Below are 13,976 nucleotides of genomic sequence, written 5' to 3'. Positions count from 1 at the left end.
AGGTCTGATGAGTATGTTGAAGAATCTGATCATCGCGAGTTTTTATCTGCTGCTGTCTCAGCACGCTTACGCTTCATGCGTTCTTCCCGAGGAGCGTTCGGTGATGCTGGAAGATGAGATGCATGAGGCATGTCAATCCATCGATGCGCAAGAAAGCGATGCAGTGATTCTGCATTTGGATGATCAACAGACCACACAACAAAAAGATTATTGGGATGAATGGGCGCTTAAGTCTGAAGATAGCCCTGTAATCAGTCAAAATTTAGCAAGCAACCATTTTGGCATTGGTTTCTGGTTACCTGATGAGTACCAGAAAGAGGCGCAAAGTATGACGACAGAAGAGTGGTTACGCAGTCATGGTGTGCTTTTTAGTATTGGTTTTGGTGACAAAAAAGCAGGCCACCCTCGCATGCGCTTTGATTACCGTTGGCACGATACATCCGAAGGGGATGTGATGATGCAAATCGAACTGCCTTTTTAAACCGTGCGCTCTTCTTTTCGTACTTTTTGACTGACCGCCGCGATTTCGCGGCGGTGTCGTTTTCAAAAGCCCCCAGTTTCTCGCTTAGAGAATACGCCCAGCGATGGCTTCACAAGCTTGATCGCACTGCGGTAGATTTCCCGCAAACAATGCATCGACAATCGCATCTTTACTAACACCGGATTGCTGGCGTTTGATCGCTTCACGCACCAATAAAGCTAGATACACCTCACTTGGCAGGGCTTTGCTCTCTTTTTCCCAATGATTTATCGCCTCGTTGAGCGGGTTGGGTAAAGAAGATGGATCAAGTTCGGTGATCTCACGTTTAAGTACGGCGAGCAATTCGTTATGGGCAGCGGAGTGCGCAGGTGTCACGGCAAGTTTGTCGCACAGTGCACTCATCAAGGGGGTGAGTGTCACGTAGCCTGAACTGCTTGGAAACGTTTCTTTGAGCCTAAGAGAAAGATCGCACCGCTCTAGCTGTGTATGCGGCAGAACCGTCAGAGCGGTTAAACAGTTTTGTGGGATCCAAAATCCTTGCTCGGGTTTGACCGCGAACTCTTGCTTACCGAGTTTCACCAGTGCAAGGCCAGCGCGCACAATCACTAGTTGGTGTTTCAAAGTGCGCTTTCTCGCCGTGGCGAATAGGTGGCGGTGGTGCTCGCTTTTAAACTCGATCGCGTAGTTCATCTTAGGTACCTCAAATCTTGGGGCGCCAAGATTACCGTCTCTGAAGGCAAAAGCCAACTTTTGCCCTAGATATTGGCCGTTTTCGGCGGTGTCTGAGGAACCCTAAACACAACAAATTGTCATATTTGTGATTTGACTGGTATGACCTTCCTCAAACTATGGCTAAGGTAGCTGCGTGCGCGAATAACAATGCGTAGAATGTGCCAGCTTTTTTAAAACACGAAAAGAATAATGACTGACCATATCGATCCTTATGCAGAGATTCGTCCTTACAATGACGAAGAGATCCCTGCGGCAATAGAGCGCCTGATCCAAGACGATGAATTTATCAGTGCGATATTGCAACATCGTTTTCCACAGCGTAGTCCTTGGTTCAAAGGACTAGTAAAACCGTTTCTGCGTCTCTATCTGAAGCGCAAGTGGCGTACGCTGGATTCTGTTGAAGCCATCCAGTTAGTGGTGAAACGCTATCTAGAAGATACTTTAGAGAGCACCACCGACGGGGTGACCTACAGCGGGCTCGATAAGCTTGACCGCAACAGTGCCTATCTGTTTGTCTCCAACCATCGTGATATTGCGATGGACCCGGCTTTGGTCAACTATGGGCTATTTACCAACGGACACAAAACGGTACGTATCGCGATAGGTGATAACCTACTGAAAAAGCCGTGTGCCACGGAGCTGATGAAACTCAACAAGAGCTTTATCGTAAAACGTTCGGTCAAAGCGCCACGTGAAATGATGAAAGTGCTAGGCCAGCTCTCCTCCTATATCAAGTTTTCTCTTGATAGCGGTAACTCGATTTGGATCGCGCAGAAAGAGGGCCGAGCAAAAGATGGCAATGATTTTACCGATCCCGCTATCTTAAAGATGTTTCATGTCGAAGGCCGTAAGCAAAAAATCGCTTTTGCTGACTACATGAGCGCGCTAAAAATTGTTCCTGTTTCCATCTCATACGAGAACGATCCGTGCGACATCGCTAAGGCGAAAGAGTTGTACGAGAAAGCGACGCACGGCCGTTATGAGAAAGGTGAGTTTGAGGATATTGAAAGCATCATACAGGGAATTGTCGGCTACAAAGGCCGAGTGCATGTCGCTTTTGGTGATGTGATCCAAGGTGCTTTTGAAACGCCAGAAGCATTAGCGCAAGAGATTGACCGTCAAATTCATGCCAACTACCACGTCTATCCGATCAACCGTCTGGCCGCTGGCCAAGAAAGTGCGGAGATTGTGCAAGCAGTGCGTCGTCAGCTAAGCGAAAAATTGCACCAACTCCCAGAGGGCGCCAGAGACTATTTGGTGGCGAGCTACGCTAACCCGGTCAACAATCAGTTACAACCGGATTGCAAATAACCGTTTAATACAAAAGTCGGCCAAATGGTCGGCTTTTGTTTTTTACTTTCTCATCAACGTCATTATTTGTTTTAGCGCGCCACTGCATGTGTTAGCGAGCCACTGCGCCACCAAGGTTGAGCTCTTGTGGCCATTTGGATATGCGGTTACCCCCGAGGAAAATGTTGCCTTTAACGGTCATTTTATTGGGAAATTCGCTCAAGGCCGATCCGCCGATATACAGATTCCCCTCTACCACGATCCCTTCTGGCAAGCTCGTTAATGGCGTGCGAATCACGCTGAGATCGCCCTTAACGACCAAGCCGTTGGGCAGCTTTTCCAGCGGCGTATCGGTCAAATTAAGGTAACCGCCAAGTTTCACCCCTGCTGGCCAGTTTTTGATTTGGCTGCCGAGTAAGTTGGCATAGCCTTTTATTGAAGTACCGGCATAGACGGTTGTGAGCGTGCTGTTTCGCGCATCCAAGCTGCCCTGAATATCGAGATCTCGTGGTAGTGCTTTAATCGCTGTTTTGCCGATATTGAGATTGCCTTTGACTTTCAATCCGTCTGGCAGCGAGGTGTAGGGTTTGTTTCGCAGATCTAAATTCCCGTAGTTATCCAGATGATTGAGGATCTGATAGTGATCGAGGGCTTGCGCTTGAAGAGACAAGGGCAAGAGCAATAAACAAGAGAGCAGAACAGACCGGGTCACGACAACATCCTCGTTTGAGATAAGTAGCGAGGCATAAGTGTACTCTACTCAGGCGAAAAAGGTGAAGGTTGCGGCAAGGCGTTTAGAATGTATTGACCAGGCTGCTCTTTATTACGTCAGGAAATAACTTGGTTTAATAAATAGCCAGATATAAAAACGAGCCTCATAGAGACTCGTTTGCATATAATTTAAACAAATTAGCATTAACGCGCTAAAGAACGACTTTTTAATTCAAAAATCAGTTTTTCTGCACTCACTTCAAACTTAAAGCGCGCTTTTAATTCGGTCGATTCAGAATTGAGTTCGCTGGTATTAAATTCAACGTTTTCATTTACCGACTTTGCCAATTCTAAATAACGCGCAAATTCGGCTTCCAGCAACTCTTTTGAACTCGCATAAATAGTGACGTCGGCAACGTCATCGCCTTCTTTAATAATGAAACCAATCTCACCAGCGCAGCCACAGGCTTCACACACGGCGTTTTCTTCTTTCTCAATACTCATAACGAATCCTCACTCAAAAAAGGGATTATAGCGGACTCACTCGGTTTCTATCCAGTCAGATGAAGCGCAGCGAGTATAATCTGCTTATCATTTTAGCTTTTGTTAATGGATGACGTGATCTTTGTCAATTTTTGAACTGATTTAACCGTTTAGCAGTACAGTAAACCTGTCGTGTTAGTTGCACCTTTGAGAATTTTATTACAGTATCTCGGGATAAATAAATTTTACATAATCTATCGCTATTAAAAGATTATCCAGGCAGATAGAAAATCCAATTTGATAACAATATTTGTTGTTAATTTGGTTGCATATTCTGTGATTTGGATTTGCTCTTAGGCATGTGTCTGGCTTTTATTGCAGAGTACCGTCATAAAAAGTAGGTAATTTTATTTTCGGTATGCAGTCTAAGGGCAGTGATCCCTAGTCGCGATGACCATTCCTGCTCCATACGTAGAGTAGGATGCATTTACAAAGAGTAGAGCTGAAAATATGCCAAAGCGTAGTAAAGAAGATACCGAAATCACTATCCAGAAAATCATGGATGCGGTTGTTGACCAACTTCTGAGACTGGGGTACGACAAAATGTCCTACACCACTCTTAGCCAACAGACAGGCATTTCACGTACGGGGATAAGCCACCATTTTCCAAAGAAAACGGACTTTACCTCGGCACTGGATGGGCGGATTTTTAAGTTGTTTGTGGAGCACCTTGATTTCGATAAAGGACTGGGTGAATTTTCTCATAGCTGGATAGCCGCACTGGAAAATGACCAATTCCGTGCCATCCTCCGTCTGCTGTTTCACCACATCGTGGCGGCAGAGCGTGCCCATGATTTTGCCGCCAATGGCATCGATCGTTTGTATAAAATGGTGGACAGTCAGTTTGGTGAAGGCAGTGAGAAAGAATTGGAATGGCTGATTGGTAAATCACTGATTCAGCTAAGTTAGTAGAACAAAAAAGCTCCGAATTTCGGAGCTTTTTTGATTTTCATGGTTAAGCGTTATGCCGCAGCATGGACCAGTGGGAAGCCCAGGGTCGGGTGCTGAGCTATCAGCGCTTTGTAGCCATAGACATTTTCAATTATCTGCGGCGTTAACGCTTGCCATGGCGCAGCGTCTACAGCAATTCTCCCTTGATGTAAAATGACCAAGCGATCCGAATATTGTGCAGCGAGGTTTAAATCGTGCAAGACCACGATGACGGCGGCATTTTCCTCTTTGGCCAGCTGACGTGCAATCGCCAACGTGTTGTGCTGGTGGGCAAGATCGAGTGCCGAAGTCGGCTCATCCAACATCAAGATTTTGTCTTTGCCCGCTTGGTGCAATTGTGTCAGCACCCTCGCTAAATGGAGCCTTTGCTTTTCGCCGCCCGATAGCGAAGGGTAGACGCTTTCGGCAAGATGCAATACATCGGTCTTTTGCATGTAATCTTGGGCCAGTTGGCTGACTTCATGCTGAGGCAGACTTAAGGGAATTGCGCCCAGTTCGACCACTTCACGTGCCAGAAAAGGAAACGTGAGTGCGCTGCTCTGCGGCAAAAGACCGAGATGGCGGGATAGTTCGGCGGGCTGCCATTGTGAAGCCGCTTTGCCGAAATATTCGATCTTGTTCGGCGATGAAATTTCGCGGCACAGCAGCTTGAGCAAGGTACTTTTGCCTGCGCCATTTGGCCCGAGTAATGCGGTCACTTCGCCAGCTCGAAAATCAACATCGACTTTGTTTAGCACCACTCGAGAGCCAAATTTGACCTCCAGATGTCGACCACTTAGCACGACATGTCCACTCACAGCATTTTTCCTTTTTGTTGCAGTAACAGATAGATGAAGAAAGGAGCGCCAATCGCCGCTGTGACGATGCCCACAGGCAGTTCTGCGGGGGCAACCGCGATGCGTGCAATCATATCGGCAGCTGTCAGCAGCAACGCGCCAAGTATCGCCGAAATGGGGATCAGCTTGCGATGGTCCGGCCCGGCGAGCATTCGGCCAAGATGAGGGATGACCAAACCGATAAAACCGACCGCGCCACAAATGCTGACCGTTACGCCGACGCCCACAGCCGCCAATGTGATCAACCCTCGTTTGAGTGATTGTACGTCAATGCCAAGGTGTCTCGCTTCGGCCTCTCCGAGTAACAGCGCGTTGAGTGGCATCGCTTTGTGGGCAAAGTAACCATAAAGAATCAGCATAGTGACCAGTGCCAGCATGATGGATGACCAACTGGAGGCGGCGAGAGATCCCATCGACCATAACGAGAGATCGCGCAAGGTTTGATCGTCGGCGAGAAAATTGAGATAGCCAATTACCGCGCCAGAAATGGCACTGATGGCGACACCCGCAAGTAGCATGATGGTGACTGACGTACCGAACTTGCTCGCGCCAATACGATAGACAAGCCATGTTGCGCCCGCACCGCCGAGAAAGCTAAACAGCGGCAAAATCGCCAAGTTCATCAGTTGCGGATATAGCTGACTGACTTGAGAAAGGCCGACAATTGCCACGGCGCCGCCGAGCGCCGCACCGGCCGAAACACCGATGATGCCCGGCTCGGCTAATGGGTTACGAAACAGGCCTTGCATTACTACGCCACACAACGCGAGGATCGCGCCGACCAACATACAGAGCAAGGTGCGTGGCAGGCGGATCTCGCGGATCACGATGTCGATATGCGCTGGTAAGTCGCCTAAATTAAGTAAGCTGTGGAAAGTGTCATTGGCGCTGATGTTCATCGGCCCGACGGTCACTGAAGAGACGGCGGTCGCAACTAACAGCAAGCTAAAAAAGCACAGCACTTGGGCAAGAGAAAGACGGCGTAACATGGTGATCACTAGTTGGTATAGAGAAGCTGATTAAGACGCTCAGCTTCCGCTAAGCTTTTTAGACCTAAGCCACCCACAAGGGCTGACCCATCAATGGTGACGATCTGTTTGTTGATGCCTGCAGGGGTTGCTGCAAGCAGCGGTAACATCTTGATGATGGCATCCGGCCCGCCTAATTTTTCGTAGCTTCGGCCGCTCACCAAAATCACATCGGGCTGCATTTCGACCATGGCTTCTGTTGACAGCGGTTTGTATGAGTTTAATTGTTTTGCAGCGGGGTTGATGGCACCAGCGAGCTTGATGATGGCATCCGGCGTAGTGTCATTGCCAGCCACGCTGGGTGCACGACCATCGTGGATCAAAAGAAACAGCACTTTCTTTTTGCTGCTTTCGGCCGGTTGATTACTGCTGAGTTTGGCTACTTGCTGGGTAACGATCTGTTTCAACTGAGAGGCTTCTGCGGTTCGATCAACCAGTAGAGCAATATCGTCGATACGCTGCATCAAGCCGTCGACATTAGTGTCGGTATTGACCACTTTAACATCCACACCGGTGGATTTAAGCTGTGCTAGCACAGGCGCTGGGCCCATTTCATCGGAGCCGACTAAGGTGGTTGGGTTTAGAGCCAGTAATCCTTCAGCGGAGAGGCTGCGGTGATACCCAATTTGGGGCAGTGATACCGAGTCGGGTAGATGACTCGTGACATCGACGCCGACTAAACTTTTCTCAGCGTGGAGCGCAAAAACCAGCTCAGTCACGGCGCTGCCTGCGCTGATTAGGCGTTCCTCTGCGGCGGCGGTTTGGCTCACCATCACTGTGCCAAGCAGAGCGATGCTCGCAGCGATGGTCGTCAGTTGCTTTTTCATAGATGAAATCTCTTATTGCGGTGGTTCGGTAAGAAGTTGTGTCGCTTTAATGCCGCTCTCTTGAAGAAATCCGAGCAGCCTCACCAGATGTTGAATGTCGGCGGTTTTATCTGCGCCAATCACCACGGGTTTGTCTGAGTTTTTGCTTTCTTCAATTAAAGCGAGCGTAAAGTTATCCCAATCGATGTAACGTTGGCCATTGATCGCCCAATGCGGTTCCTCAGCCAAAATATTGATGGTCAACGACTGCTTTTCGACTGGTGCGGCGGTGTTGGAGTCGCTGCTTGGCAAGTCAACATCAATGGAATCGAGCTTGACAGCCGCCGTCAGCATCAAAAACACCATCACAATGAAGATGATGTCGAGCAGCGGAGTGAGATCCGGTGTCAAGCCAGGCGAGTTGTCGGGTGGCGGCGCTTTGATCATTTCAGCTCCGTCGTCAGTTCGGTTGCTGTGCGCTGACCTTGTGGAGAAACGTGCTCTACGGCAACGCCTTCCAGCCACAAGTTGACGTAGTTGAGCGTGTGCTCCAGTTTGGCCATCACTCTATCTGCCCAAAGCCCAAGTAGCTGCGCCCCTGCAATTGCGGGCAGGGCAATCAATAGGCCAGCGGCGGTGGTGCGCATTGCGAGGCCAAGACCATCGGCGAGATCGTTGGGAGTGATATTACCGCTGGAAGCAGCGACGCCTTTAAACATCTCAATCAGCCCCAGTACGGTGCCGAGCAGGCCAATTAAAGGGCTAAGCACGCCGATCAAAGTGAGCAAACGTAAGCCAGAGTGAAGTTGATGGCGTTTTTCTTGCAGCCACATTCCAGCGGCATCTTCTCGCAAGGATTTCGCAAACGCGTGATGCGCCAGTAACATGGCGACCCCTTTGTAAAGCAGTGGACGCTTCGACGCTAGGCGTTCAGCCAACTGTTCAATGTGCAGGTTATTGGTGGGCGAAATAGTGTGCAACTCACGGCGAATGGCACGTTTGCCAACCCCAAGACTCAGCACGACTTGAATGGATCGCTCGACAAGGATCATCACCATCACGGTCGAACAAATGATTAGCGGCCAAGCCATTAGCCCAAGTTGGCTCTGTAGTTGATGTATATGTTGCATAGTTAATCCAATGAAAAACGAACGGGAACTCTGATGCGAGAAGGCATTCTTCTGCCGTTCTCAACGTGTGGAGAGAAGCGCCACGCTTTGGTCGCTTTTAACGCGGCGTTATCCAACATCTCTGCGCCGCTGGAGGCGATCAGCACCGATTTGATCTGCTCGCCTTTTTCATTGAGCCAAATCTCAATCATCGCGGTGCCTTCGATGCCCCTTTTTTGTGCAAGACGAGGGTATTTCGGTGGCACGGGCCTTTCGAGATAACTTGGTCTGTCGACCAGTACCGGCAAACTGCTCGCTCCTTGCGCACTCTGCGCTGGTGTCGGTTTACTGCTCGGTTGTGGATTTTCAGCCACGGTTTGCTTTTCTTCTTTCGGCTGTACTTCTGTCTGCTCTGCTTGAGTTTCAGCCTTGTCCGTTGCCACAGGTGGCGTTTGTTTTGCTTTTATAGGCTGCGTTTTTGCTGGCGGTTTGATAGCCTCTTTCTTAACCGGCTTGTGCACTTTTTCTCGTTGAACGGGTGCTGGCTGAGGCTTTTTTGCCTCTTCGACCACTGGTTTTTTTTCGACGGGTGGATGTTGCGGCTCGACTTTCGCTGCTGGTGGCTGAGGCTTAACCGCAACAAGATTCACCGCCACGGGAGAAGATTGATTTCCAGCGGTTGCAGCAAAGGCTTGCTGCTCATCTGCAACAAAAAGTATGGCAGCGTGCAGCACGAGAGACGCCATTCCTGCGAAGACATATCTAGGTAAATTCACAATGTTCATACTGTCCAGTCAAGCTAACTGGGCGAGATTATCACCTACAATACAAATAATATCAATTATCAATTGCATTATCATTTGTCTGATTTTATCATTTGCCCAGTTTAAAGAGTTAGGCTCCCAAGCTTTATCTGGTGAGTGATAAGCGAGTAACTATGACGCTTAATTTAGAGAAGTACGATCAATCGATTCTTGGCGCGAACACCCCCGATCCACTGCGCTTTGCATTTGCACAAAAACACGCTGCGCACGCAGGGGGAGGAAGTCGCCCCGTAGCAGCGGACAAAATGAGTCCGACGTTCCAGCAGCTGATGTCTCAGCAAGAGAGCACCAAGCAAAAGCGTTGTCTTTATGTGCACATTCCATTTTGTCGCGTGCGCTGTACCTTTTGTAATTTCTTCCAAAATGCAGCTAGCCGTCAGTTGGTTGATAGCTATTTCGCCGCCTTGATGGCAGAAGTTGAACTCAAAGCGGCACAGCCTTGGACACAAAACGGCGTGTTTCACGCGGTCTATGTTGGCGGCGGAACGCCAACTGACTTATCGCCGAAACAGGTAGAGCAGCTAGGCACGTTGCTGCGCAGCCGCTTTCCATTGGCGGCTGACTGCGAAATCACTTTAGAAGGCCGAATCAACCGTTTTAGCGATGAGATGTATCAAAGTGCGCTAAAAGGAGGTTTTAACCGTTTCTCCTTTGGCGTGCAGAGCTTTGATACTTTAGTAAGACGCAGCGCCAAACGCTTGGACGACAGAGAGCAAGTGCTTTCTCGCATTAGTGAGCTGGCAGGTTACGATGAAGCGCCCATCATTGTTGATCTGCTTTACGGTTTACCGCATCAAAGTGAGCAAGTGCTGCAGCAAGATCTGCAGGATTTCATCTCAACCGGTGCGCATGGTTTAGATCTGTATCAACTGGTCGTTGGTGGCAGCGCGCCCATGCTCAACTTAGTGGAAAAAGGCCGTTTGCCTGCACCCGCAACCACCGCAGAGAAAGCGTCTATGTATCAACTGGGTGTTGAGTTTATGCAAGCGCACCACCTCAAGCAGCTCAGTGTTAATCACTGGGCAACGGACAATCGTGAGCGTAGTTTATACAACAGTTTGGCAAAAACCTACGCTGAAGTGTTGCCAATCGGTTGTGGTGCGGGTGGCTCGATTGGTGGTTATGGTTTGATGCAAGAGCGCCAGCTTGATAGCTATCTCGAAGCGATGAGACAGCAACGCCTGCCCTTGATGCTGATGACAAAGCAGCACCGCTTAGAGCCAATTTTTTCAGCCTTAAAATCGGGTTTTGATCGCGGTGTGCTGCAAGCCTGCCAGCTTGCTGATTTTTCTGGAGTGGGCACGTTTGAGTATCTGCGTCCACTGTTTGAAGTTTGGCAGCAAAAAGGTTTAGTTGATCTGAATGAACAGAGTCTGGTGTTAACGTTGGCAGGTAGCTTTTGGGCGGTGACACTCGCTCAAGCTTGCATTCAAGTACTAAGCTCTGAGTATCAGCAACAACAGCAAATTTACGATATTGCGCTGTAACAACAGCGCAATTTATTGAATAAACCAAGAACTTTTGGAAGCAAAATGAACGAACTACAAGCAAAAGTCGCAGAGTTGTTGCAACAAGAACCAACTTTGTTGCCGGGGGCAATGGCCGAACGCCTTAATGTGTCAGAGCTGGATGTGGTCAGTGCCTTGCCAAGCGACATGGTGGTAATGCTACCGGGTGAAATGGCTCAGTCTGTCTTGGAAAGTCTGGTCGACTTCGGCCCAGTGACGACGATAGTGCACGCCTTTGGCTCAATATTTGAGGTGAAAGCGCCATTTCCCAAAGGAAAAGAAGCCAGAGGCTATTACAACCTGATGGGACGTCAAGGTGAGCTGCACGGCCATCTCAAGCTGGACAACGTTAAAGCGGTTGGTTTAGTGAGCAAGCCTTTTATGGGGCGTGAGAGCCACTATTTCGGCTTTTTCTCCGAGAGCGGGGAAAACATTTTTAAAATCTACCTTGGCCGTGATGATAAGCGTGAGCTGATTCCACAGCAAGTGGAGCGTTTTAAAGCCATGCAAGCTGAGTTTGCAAAGTAATAGAATAAGAGTGAGGAGAAAGTCATGGATCAGCAGGTAAAACAAGAACGACTACAAGGCCGCTTAGAGCCGGAGATCAAAGAGTTCCGCCAAGAGCGTCAAACCTTGCAACTGGCGACGGTTGATAAAGATGGCCGCCCAAATGTCAGCTACGCGCCTTTTGTACAAAATCAAGAAGGTTACTTTGTGCTGATTTCGCAAATCGCACGTCATGCACGCAATCTCCTAGAGAATCCACAAGTCTCTTTGATGATGATCGAAGATGAAGATTCAGCAAAACAGCTATTTGCGCGTAAACGCCTGACGTTTGATGCCGTCGCCAGTGTGGTGGAGCGCGATAGCCAACTTTGGCAGCAGGTGATTGGTCAGATGCAAGAGCGCTTTGGTGAAATTGTTGCGGGCTTGAGCCAACTGGAAGATTTTGTCTTGTTCAATTTAAAAGCTGAACGGGGTTTGTTTGTCAAAGGCTTTGGTCAAGCGTATCAAGTGTCTGGCGAAGATTTGGTCGATTTTGTTCATTTGCAAGAAGGGCACCGCCAGATCTCTAATGGCTAAGCTCGACGCTGGCAAATATTAATGAGTTTAAGGGAGTTAGGTTATACTGACTCCCTTTTTTATCGGCTGGAGATACGTTGTGAAACCCGTCAGTAAAGTCATGGCAGAGCTCTGCTATCCGTTTATTTATGAAGAGAGTGCTGTGTGTGATTTTGAAATTGCCGCAGATGAACTTTGCTGCCGAGTTGGGCTCGTCCTGAGCATGCAGCCGCTCGATCCTCTGGTGCGAGAGGTGCTGAGCCGACTGCAAGCGAACATTTATCATCTTAACGGTTCAGTGCGTGGCAAGTTAGCGATCGGCGAAGAGGATGTTGAGGCATTGACCGCCGACTATGACGCGCTGCGTGAAGCGTTGTCCGGTGGTTTTGCTGGATTTGTGCTGCCGGGTGGTCACCCTGTGTCGTCGCAATTGCACCTTTGCCGCTGTCAGGCGAAAAAAGTAGTGAGGGCCTTGGTTGCGATTGAACACAGTGGCCTGAAGTCGCCTGCACCAATCCTGTTTCGCTATGGCAATTTGCTGGCCAATGTGATGTATGCGCTTGCCTCGTACACGAACCAGATCAACCAAGTGGAAGAAACGGAGTTTGTTAGCAAAAGCTATCCGATGCCGAAAAAAAAGTAATGAAAGTAAGTAAAGGAATAATGAAAGTAAGTAAAGGAAAGATGAGGCGGATTACACCGCCTCTTTGGATTTTTCAAGCGTTCGCGCACCGCGCAGCATGGCCTCTACCAGTTCACCTGCGTTGAATTTTTCCAGTGCCTCATGCGCGCCAACTTGATGGGCGCGATCGACACAAATTTCACTCGATAGCGAGGTGTGCAAAATACGATAGGAGCGATTAAGCGCCGGATCGTTTTGTACTTCGAACGCCAGTTCGTAGCCATCTAATCCCGGCATTTCAATGTCGCTGACCAGTAAATCAACCGGACGACCTCGTTCTGCTTCGCTGCGCATTAAGGCCAGTGCGTCCGCACCGTTTTTGCAGATTTGGTAAGAGATATTGATGCTGTCCAACGCATCGCTTAATTGCTTACGGGCAATCGACGAGTCATCCACCAGCAAGATGCTTAATGCTTTGAGTCGTTCGCGTTCAATGTCGGTGAGCATTGGAATCTTAGTATTTTCATACTGCGGGTAAATTTTTGACAGTAGCAGTTCGACGTCCAACATCTGCACAATTTCATTGTTGTAACGGGTGATACCGGTGACAAACACATTGTGTCCAGCACTGGCGGGTGGCGTCTCGATGGAGCGCCAGTCGCAATCGATGATTTTCTCAATCGAACGCACCATAAAGGCCACGACAGTGCGCAAGCAGTCTGTGACGATCAAATAGCTATTTTTGTATTCCGACTTATCAATCGGGCGAAAACCAATCGCCGCCGACATATCGATGACAGGAACGGTCAGGTTACGAATCGTCACAGTGCCGATGACGTGGCGGTGTGAATAAGGGATTTGCGTGGTGGGCAAATATGGCACGATCTCCCGAACTTTGAGCGTACCAATAGCGAAATTTTGCTTTAGTGTCAGCTTAAACACCAGCATTCCCTGCGATTGATTTGCCTTACTAGGGGCTTTTGCCATACTGTTACCTTGCTTTACGTTATTTTTTACTGTCAATCTTACTGCATAATGGCTCACCTTCAAGGGATATCGACGACGAAAGTGCGATAGAGCTATCTCAACGGCAATTAATGATCCGATTGATGACTTCAGGTAAACTTGCGCACTTTGACATTTTGAGGGGAATTTCATGGCCCAAACAGCAGCGGCGTTACACATTTTGGTGAAACATAAAGAACAAGCGGAAGAGATCATCGCGCAACTGAAAAAAGGGGCGAAATTTCACCTACTCGCCAAAAAACATTCCCTTTGCCCATCCGGTAAACGCGGTGGTGATTTGGGTGAGTTTAAACGCGGCCAGATGGTCCCTCAATTTGATAAAGTGTGTTTTAGCGGCGAAGTGCTCACCCCACATCTGGTAAAAACCAAATTTGGCTGGCATGTGGTGAAGGTGTTGTATCGGACATGATCAGCGGCAGGTTTAGCTAGTCAGCTCCTGTTGAACAG

Annotated in this window: 18 protein-coding genes; 8 read left to right on the top strand and 10 right to left on the bottom strand. The window is 48.8% G+C overall.

Features of this window, described 5'->3' with window-relative positions; all coding sequences use genetic code 11:
• Positions 1-7 precede the first annotated feature (7 nt).
• Positions 8-481, top strand: a complete 474-nt coding sequence (locus I3X05_RS18830) for a hypothetical protein (RefSeq protein WP_193186725.1) — start codon at positions 8-10, stop codon at positions 479-481.
• Positions 482-565: 84 nt separating this feature from the next.
• On the opposite strand, the gene I3X05_RS18825 is transcribed toward I3X05_RS18830, so the two are convergent.
• Positions 566-1,171 (bottom strand): AraC family ligand binding domain-containing protein, encoded by a 606-nt coding sequence (locus tag I3X05_RS18825; RefSeq protein WP_045570447.1) that lies wholly within the window; start codon positions 1,169-1,171, stop codon positions 566-568.
• A gap of 231 nt (positions 1,172-1,402) precedes the next feature.
• Between I3X05_RS18825 and I3X05_RS18820 the strand changes: the two genes are divergently transcribed.
• Positions 1,403-2,524 carry a 1-acyl-sn-glycerol-3-phosphate acyltransferase gene (locus tag I3X05_RS18820; RefSeq protein ID WP_193157750.1) on the top strand — a complete coding sequence of 374 codons (1,122 nt, stop codon included), beginning with the start codon at positions 1,403-1,405 and terminating at the stop codon, positions 2,522-2,524.
• Between the two features lie 91 nt (positions 2,525-2,615).
• Here I3X05_RS18820 and I3X05_RS18815 read toward each other — a convergent pair whose 3' ends face one another.
• On the bottom strand, positions 2,616-3,215 hold the full coding sequence (locus I3X05_RS18815; protein ID WP_045570445.1) for a hypothetical protein: 600 nt from the start codon (positions 3,213-3,215) through the stop codon (positions 2,616-2,618).
• A 203-nt stretch (positions 3,216-3,418) separates the two neighbouring features.
• The gene (locus I3X05_RS18810; protein WP_039427963.1) at positions 3,419-3,718 is read right to left on the bottom strand and encodes a YfcZ/YiiS family protein; all 300 of its coding nucleotides are present in this window, start codon (positions 3,716-3,718) and stop codon (positions 3,419-3,421) included.
• 489 nt (positions 3,719-4,207) lie between these two features.
• On the opposite strand from I3X05_RS18810, the gene I3X05_RS18805 reads away from it, so the two are divergent.
• Positions 4,208-4,666, top strand: a complete 459-nt coding sequence (locus I3X05_RS18805; protein ID WP_039427962.1) for a TetR/AcrR family transcriptional regulator — start codon at positions 4,208-4,210, stop codon at positions 4,664-4,666.
• A 53-nt stretch (positions 4,667-4,719) separates the two neighbouring features.
• Here the strand turns inward: I3X05_RS18805 and I3X05_RS18800 are convergent, their stop codons facing one another.
• Genes I3X05_RS18800 through I3X05_RS18775 form a run of 6 tightly spaced genes read right to left on the bottom strand, consistent with a single transcriptional unit; the run spans position 4,720 to position 9,272 of the window.
• Positions 4,720-5,505 (bottom strand): heme ABC transporter ATP-binding protein, encoded by a 786-nt coding sequence (locus I3X05_RS18800; protein ID WP_045570444.1) that lies wholly within the window; start codon positions 5,503-5,505, stop codon positions 4,720-4,722.
• Positions 5,502-6,533 (bottom strand): FecCD family ABC transporter permease, encoded by a 1,032-nt coding sequence (locus tag I3X05_RS18795; protein ID WP_193157751.1) that lies wholly within the window; start codon positions 6,531-6,533, stop codon positions 5,502-5,504. The genes I3X05_RS18800 and I3X05_RS18795 overlap by 4 nt, the downstream gene beginning before the upstream one ends.
• Before the next feature lie 8 nt (positions 6,534-6,541).
• Positions 6,542-7,399 (bottom strand): heme/hemin ABC transporter substrate-binding protein, encoded by an 858-nt coding sequence (locus I3X05_RS18790; protein ID WP_193157752.1) that lies wholly within the window; start codon positions 7,397-7,399, stop codon positions 6,542-6,544.
• Between the two features lie 12 nt (positions 7,400-7,411).
• On the bottom strand, positions 7,412-7,825 hold the full coding sequence (locus I3X05_RS18785; RefSeq protein WP_193186735.1) for an ExbD/TolR family protein: 414 nt from the start codon (positions 7,823-7,825) through the stop codon (positions 7,412-7,414).
• Positions 7,822-8,508 carry a MotA/TolQ/ExbB proton channel family protein gene (locus I3X05_RS18780; RefSeq protein WP_193186738.1) on the bottom strand — a complete coding sequence of 229 codons (687 nt, stop codon included), beginning with the start codon at positions 8,506-8,508 and terminating at the stop codon, positions 7,822-7,824. The genes I3X05_RS18785 and I3X05_RS18780 overlap by 4 nt, the downstream gene beginning before the upstream one ends.
• Before the next feature lie 2 nt (positions 8,509-8,510).
• Positions 8,511-9,272, bottom strand: coding sequence for an energy transducer TonB (locus I3X05_RS18775; protein ID WP_337971411.1), 762 nt, complete (start codon positions 9,270-9,272; stop codon positions 8,511-8,513).
• 152 nt (positions 9,273-9,424) lie between these two features.
• On the opposite strand from I3X05_RS18775, the gene hutW reads away from it, so the two are divergent.
• The 4 genes from hutW (at position 9,425) to I3X05_RS18755 (ending at position 12,524) form a co-directional block, all read left to right on the top strand.
• On the top strand, positions 9,425-10,798 hold the full coding sequence (gene hutW, locus I3X05_RS18770) for a heme anaerobic degradation radical SAM methyltransferase ChuW/HutW (RefSeq protein ID WP_193186741.1): 1,374 nt from the start codon (positions 9,425-9,427) through the stop codon (positions 10,796-10,798).
• Between the two features lie 45 nt (positions 10,799-10,843).
• Positions 10,844-11,347 carry a heme utilization cystosolic carrier protein HutX gene (hutX, locus tag I3X05_RS18765; protein WP_193167586.1) on the top strand — a complete coding sequence of 168 codons (504 nt, stop codon included), beginning with the start codon at positions 10,844-10,846 and terminating at the stop codon, positions 11,345-11,347.
• Between the two features lie 24 nt (positions 11,348-11,371).
• Positions 11,372-11,902 carry a heme utilization protein HutZ gene (gene hutZ / locus I3X05_RS18760; RefSeq protein WP_039434577.1) on the top strand — a complete coding sequence of 177 codons (531 nt, stop codon included), beginning with the start codon at positions 11,372-11,374 and terminating at the stop codon, positions 11,900-11,902.
• Positions 11,903-11,981: 79 nt separating this feature from the next.
• Positions 11,982-12,524: an ATP:cob(I)alamin adenosyltransferase gene (locus tag I3X05_RS18755; RefSeq protein WP_045570437.1), complete on the top strand. Its 543-nt coding sequence runs from the start codon at positions 11,982-11,984 to the stop codon at positions 12,522-12,524.
• Positions 12,525-12,575: 51 nt separating this feature from the next.
• Here the strand turns inward: I3X05_RS18755 and I3X05_RS18750 are convergent, their stop codons facing one another.
• Positions 12,576-13,490 (bottom strand): chemotaxis protein, encoded by a 915-nt coding sequence (locus tag I3X05_RS18750; RefSeq protein ID WP_045570436.1) that lies wholly within the window; start codon positions 13,488-13,490, stop codon positions 12,576-12,578.
• 169 nt (positions 13,491-13,659) lie between these two features.
• Here I3X05_RS18750 and ppiC point away from each other — a divergent pair, with 169 nt between their 5' ends.
• Positions 13,660-13,938 carry a peptidylprolyl isomerase PpiC gene (gene ppiC / locus I3X05_RS18745; protein ID WP_045570435.1) on the top strand — a complete coding sequence of 93 codons (279 nt, stop codon included), beginning with the start codon at positions 13,660-13,662 and terminating at the stop codon, positions 13,936-13,938.
• Positions 13,939-13,976: the final 38 nt, after the last annotated feature.

The organism is Vibrio navarrensis (assembly GCF_015767675.1).
In the GTDB taxonomy this organism is placed as follows: domain Bacteria; phylum Pseudomonadota; class Gammaproteobacteria; order Enterobacterales; family Vibrionaceae; genus Vibrio.
This window is presented reverse-complemented; position numbering and strand designations above follow the sequence as displayed.

What these genes read in the sequence shown, in the direction of transcription:
- I3X05_RS18830 (WP_193186725.1), top strand. Translation starts at nt 8, where the DNA reads ATGAGTATGTTGAAGAATCTGATCATCGCGAGTTTTTATCTGCTGCTG.
- I3X05_RS18825 (WP_045570447.1), bottom strand. Translation starts at nt 1,171, where the DNA reads ATGAACTACGCGATCGAGTTTAAAAGCGAGCACCACCGCCACCTATTC.
- I3X05_RS18820 (WP_193157750.1), top strand. Translation starts at nt 1,403, where the DNA reads ATGACTGACCATATCGATCCTTATGCAGAGATTCGTCCTTACAATGAC.
- I3X05_RS18810 (WP_039427963.1), bottom strand. Translation starts at nt 3,718, where the DNA reads ATGAGTATTGAGAAAGAAGAAAACGCCGTGTGTGAAGCCTGTGGCTGC.
- I3X05_RS18805 (WP_039427962.1), top strand. Translation starts at nt 4,208, where the DNA reads ATGCCAAAGCGTAGTAAAGAAGATACCGAAATCACTATCCAGAAAATC.
- I3X05_RS18795 (WP_193157751.1), bottom strand. Translation starts at nt 6,533, where the DNA reads ATGTTACGCCGTCTTTCTCTTGCCCAAGTGCTGTGCTTTTTTAGCTTG.
- I3X05_RS18790 (WP_193157752.1), bottom strand. Translation starts at nt 7,399, where the DNA reads ATGAAAAAGCAACTGACGACCATCGCTGCGAGCATCGCTCTGCTTGGC.
- I3X05_RS18785 (WP_193186735.1), bottom strand. Translation starts at nt 7,825, where the DNA reads ATGATCAAAGCGCCGCCACCCGACAACTCGCCTGGCTTGACACCGGAT.
- I3X05_RS18780 (WP_193186738.1), bottom strand. Translation starts at nt 8,508, where the DNA reads ATGCAACATATACATCAACTACAGAGCCAACTTGGGCTAATGGCTTGG.
- I3X05_RS18775 (WP_337971411.1), bottom strand. Translation starts at nt 9,272, where the DNA reads ATGAACATTGTGAATTTACCTAGATATGTCTTCGCAGGAATGGCGTCT.
- hutW (WP_193186741.1), top strand. Translation starts at nt 9,425, where the DNA reads ATGACGCTTAATTTAGAGAAGTACGATCAATCGATTCTTGGCGCGAAC.
- hutX (WP_193167586.1), top strand. Translation starts at nt 10,844, where the DNA reads ATGAACGAACTACAAGCAAAAGTCGCAGAGTTGTTGCAACAAGAACCA.
- hutZ (WP_039434577.1), top strand. Translation starts at nt 11,372, where the DNA reads ATGGATCAGCAGGTAAAACAAGAACGACTACAAGGCCGCTTAGAGCCG.
- I3X05_RS18750 (WP_045570436.1), bottom strand. Translation starts at nt 13,490, where the DNA reads ATGGCAAAAGCCCCTAGTAAGGCAAATCAATCGCAGGGAATGCTGGTG.
- ppiC (WP_045570435.1), top strand. Translation starts at nt 13,660, where the DNA reads ATGGCCCAAACAGCAGCGGCGTTACACATTTTGGTGAAACATAAAGAA.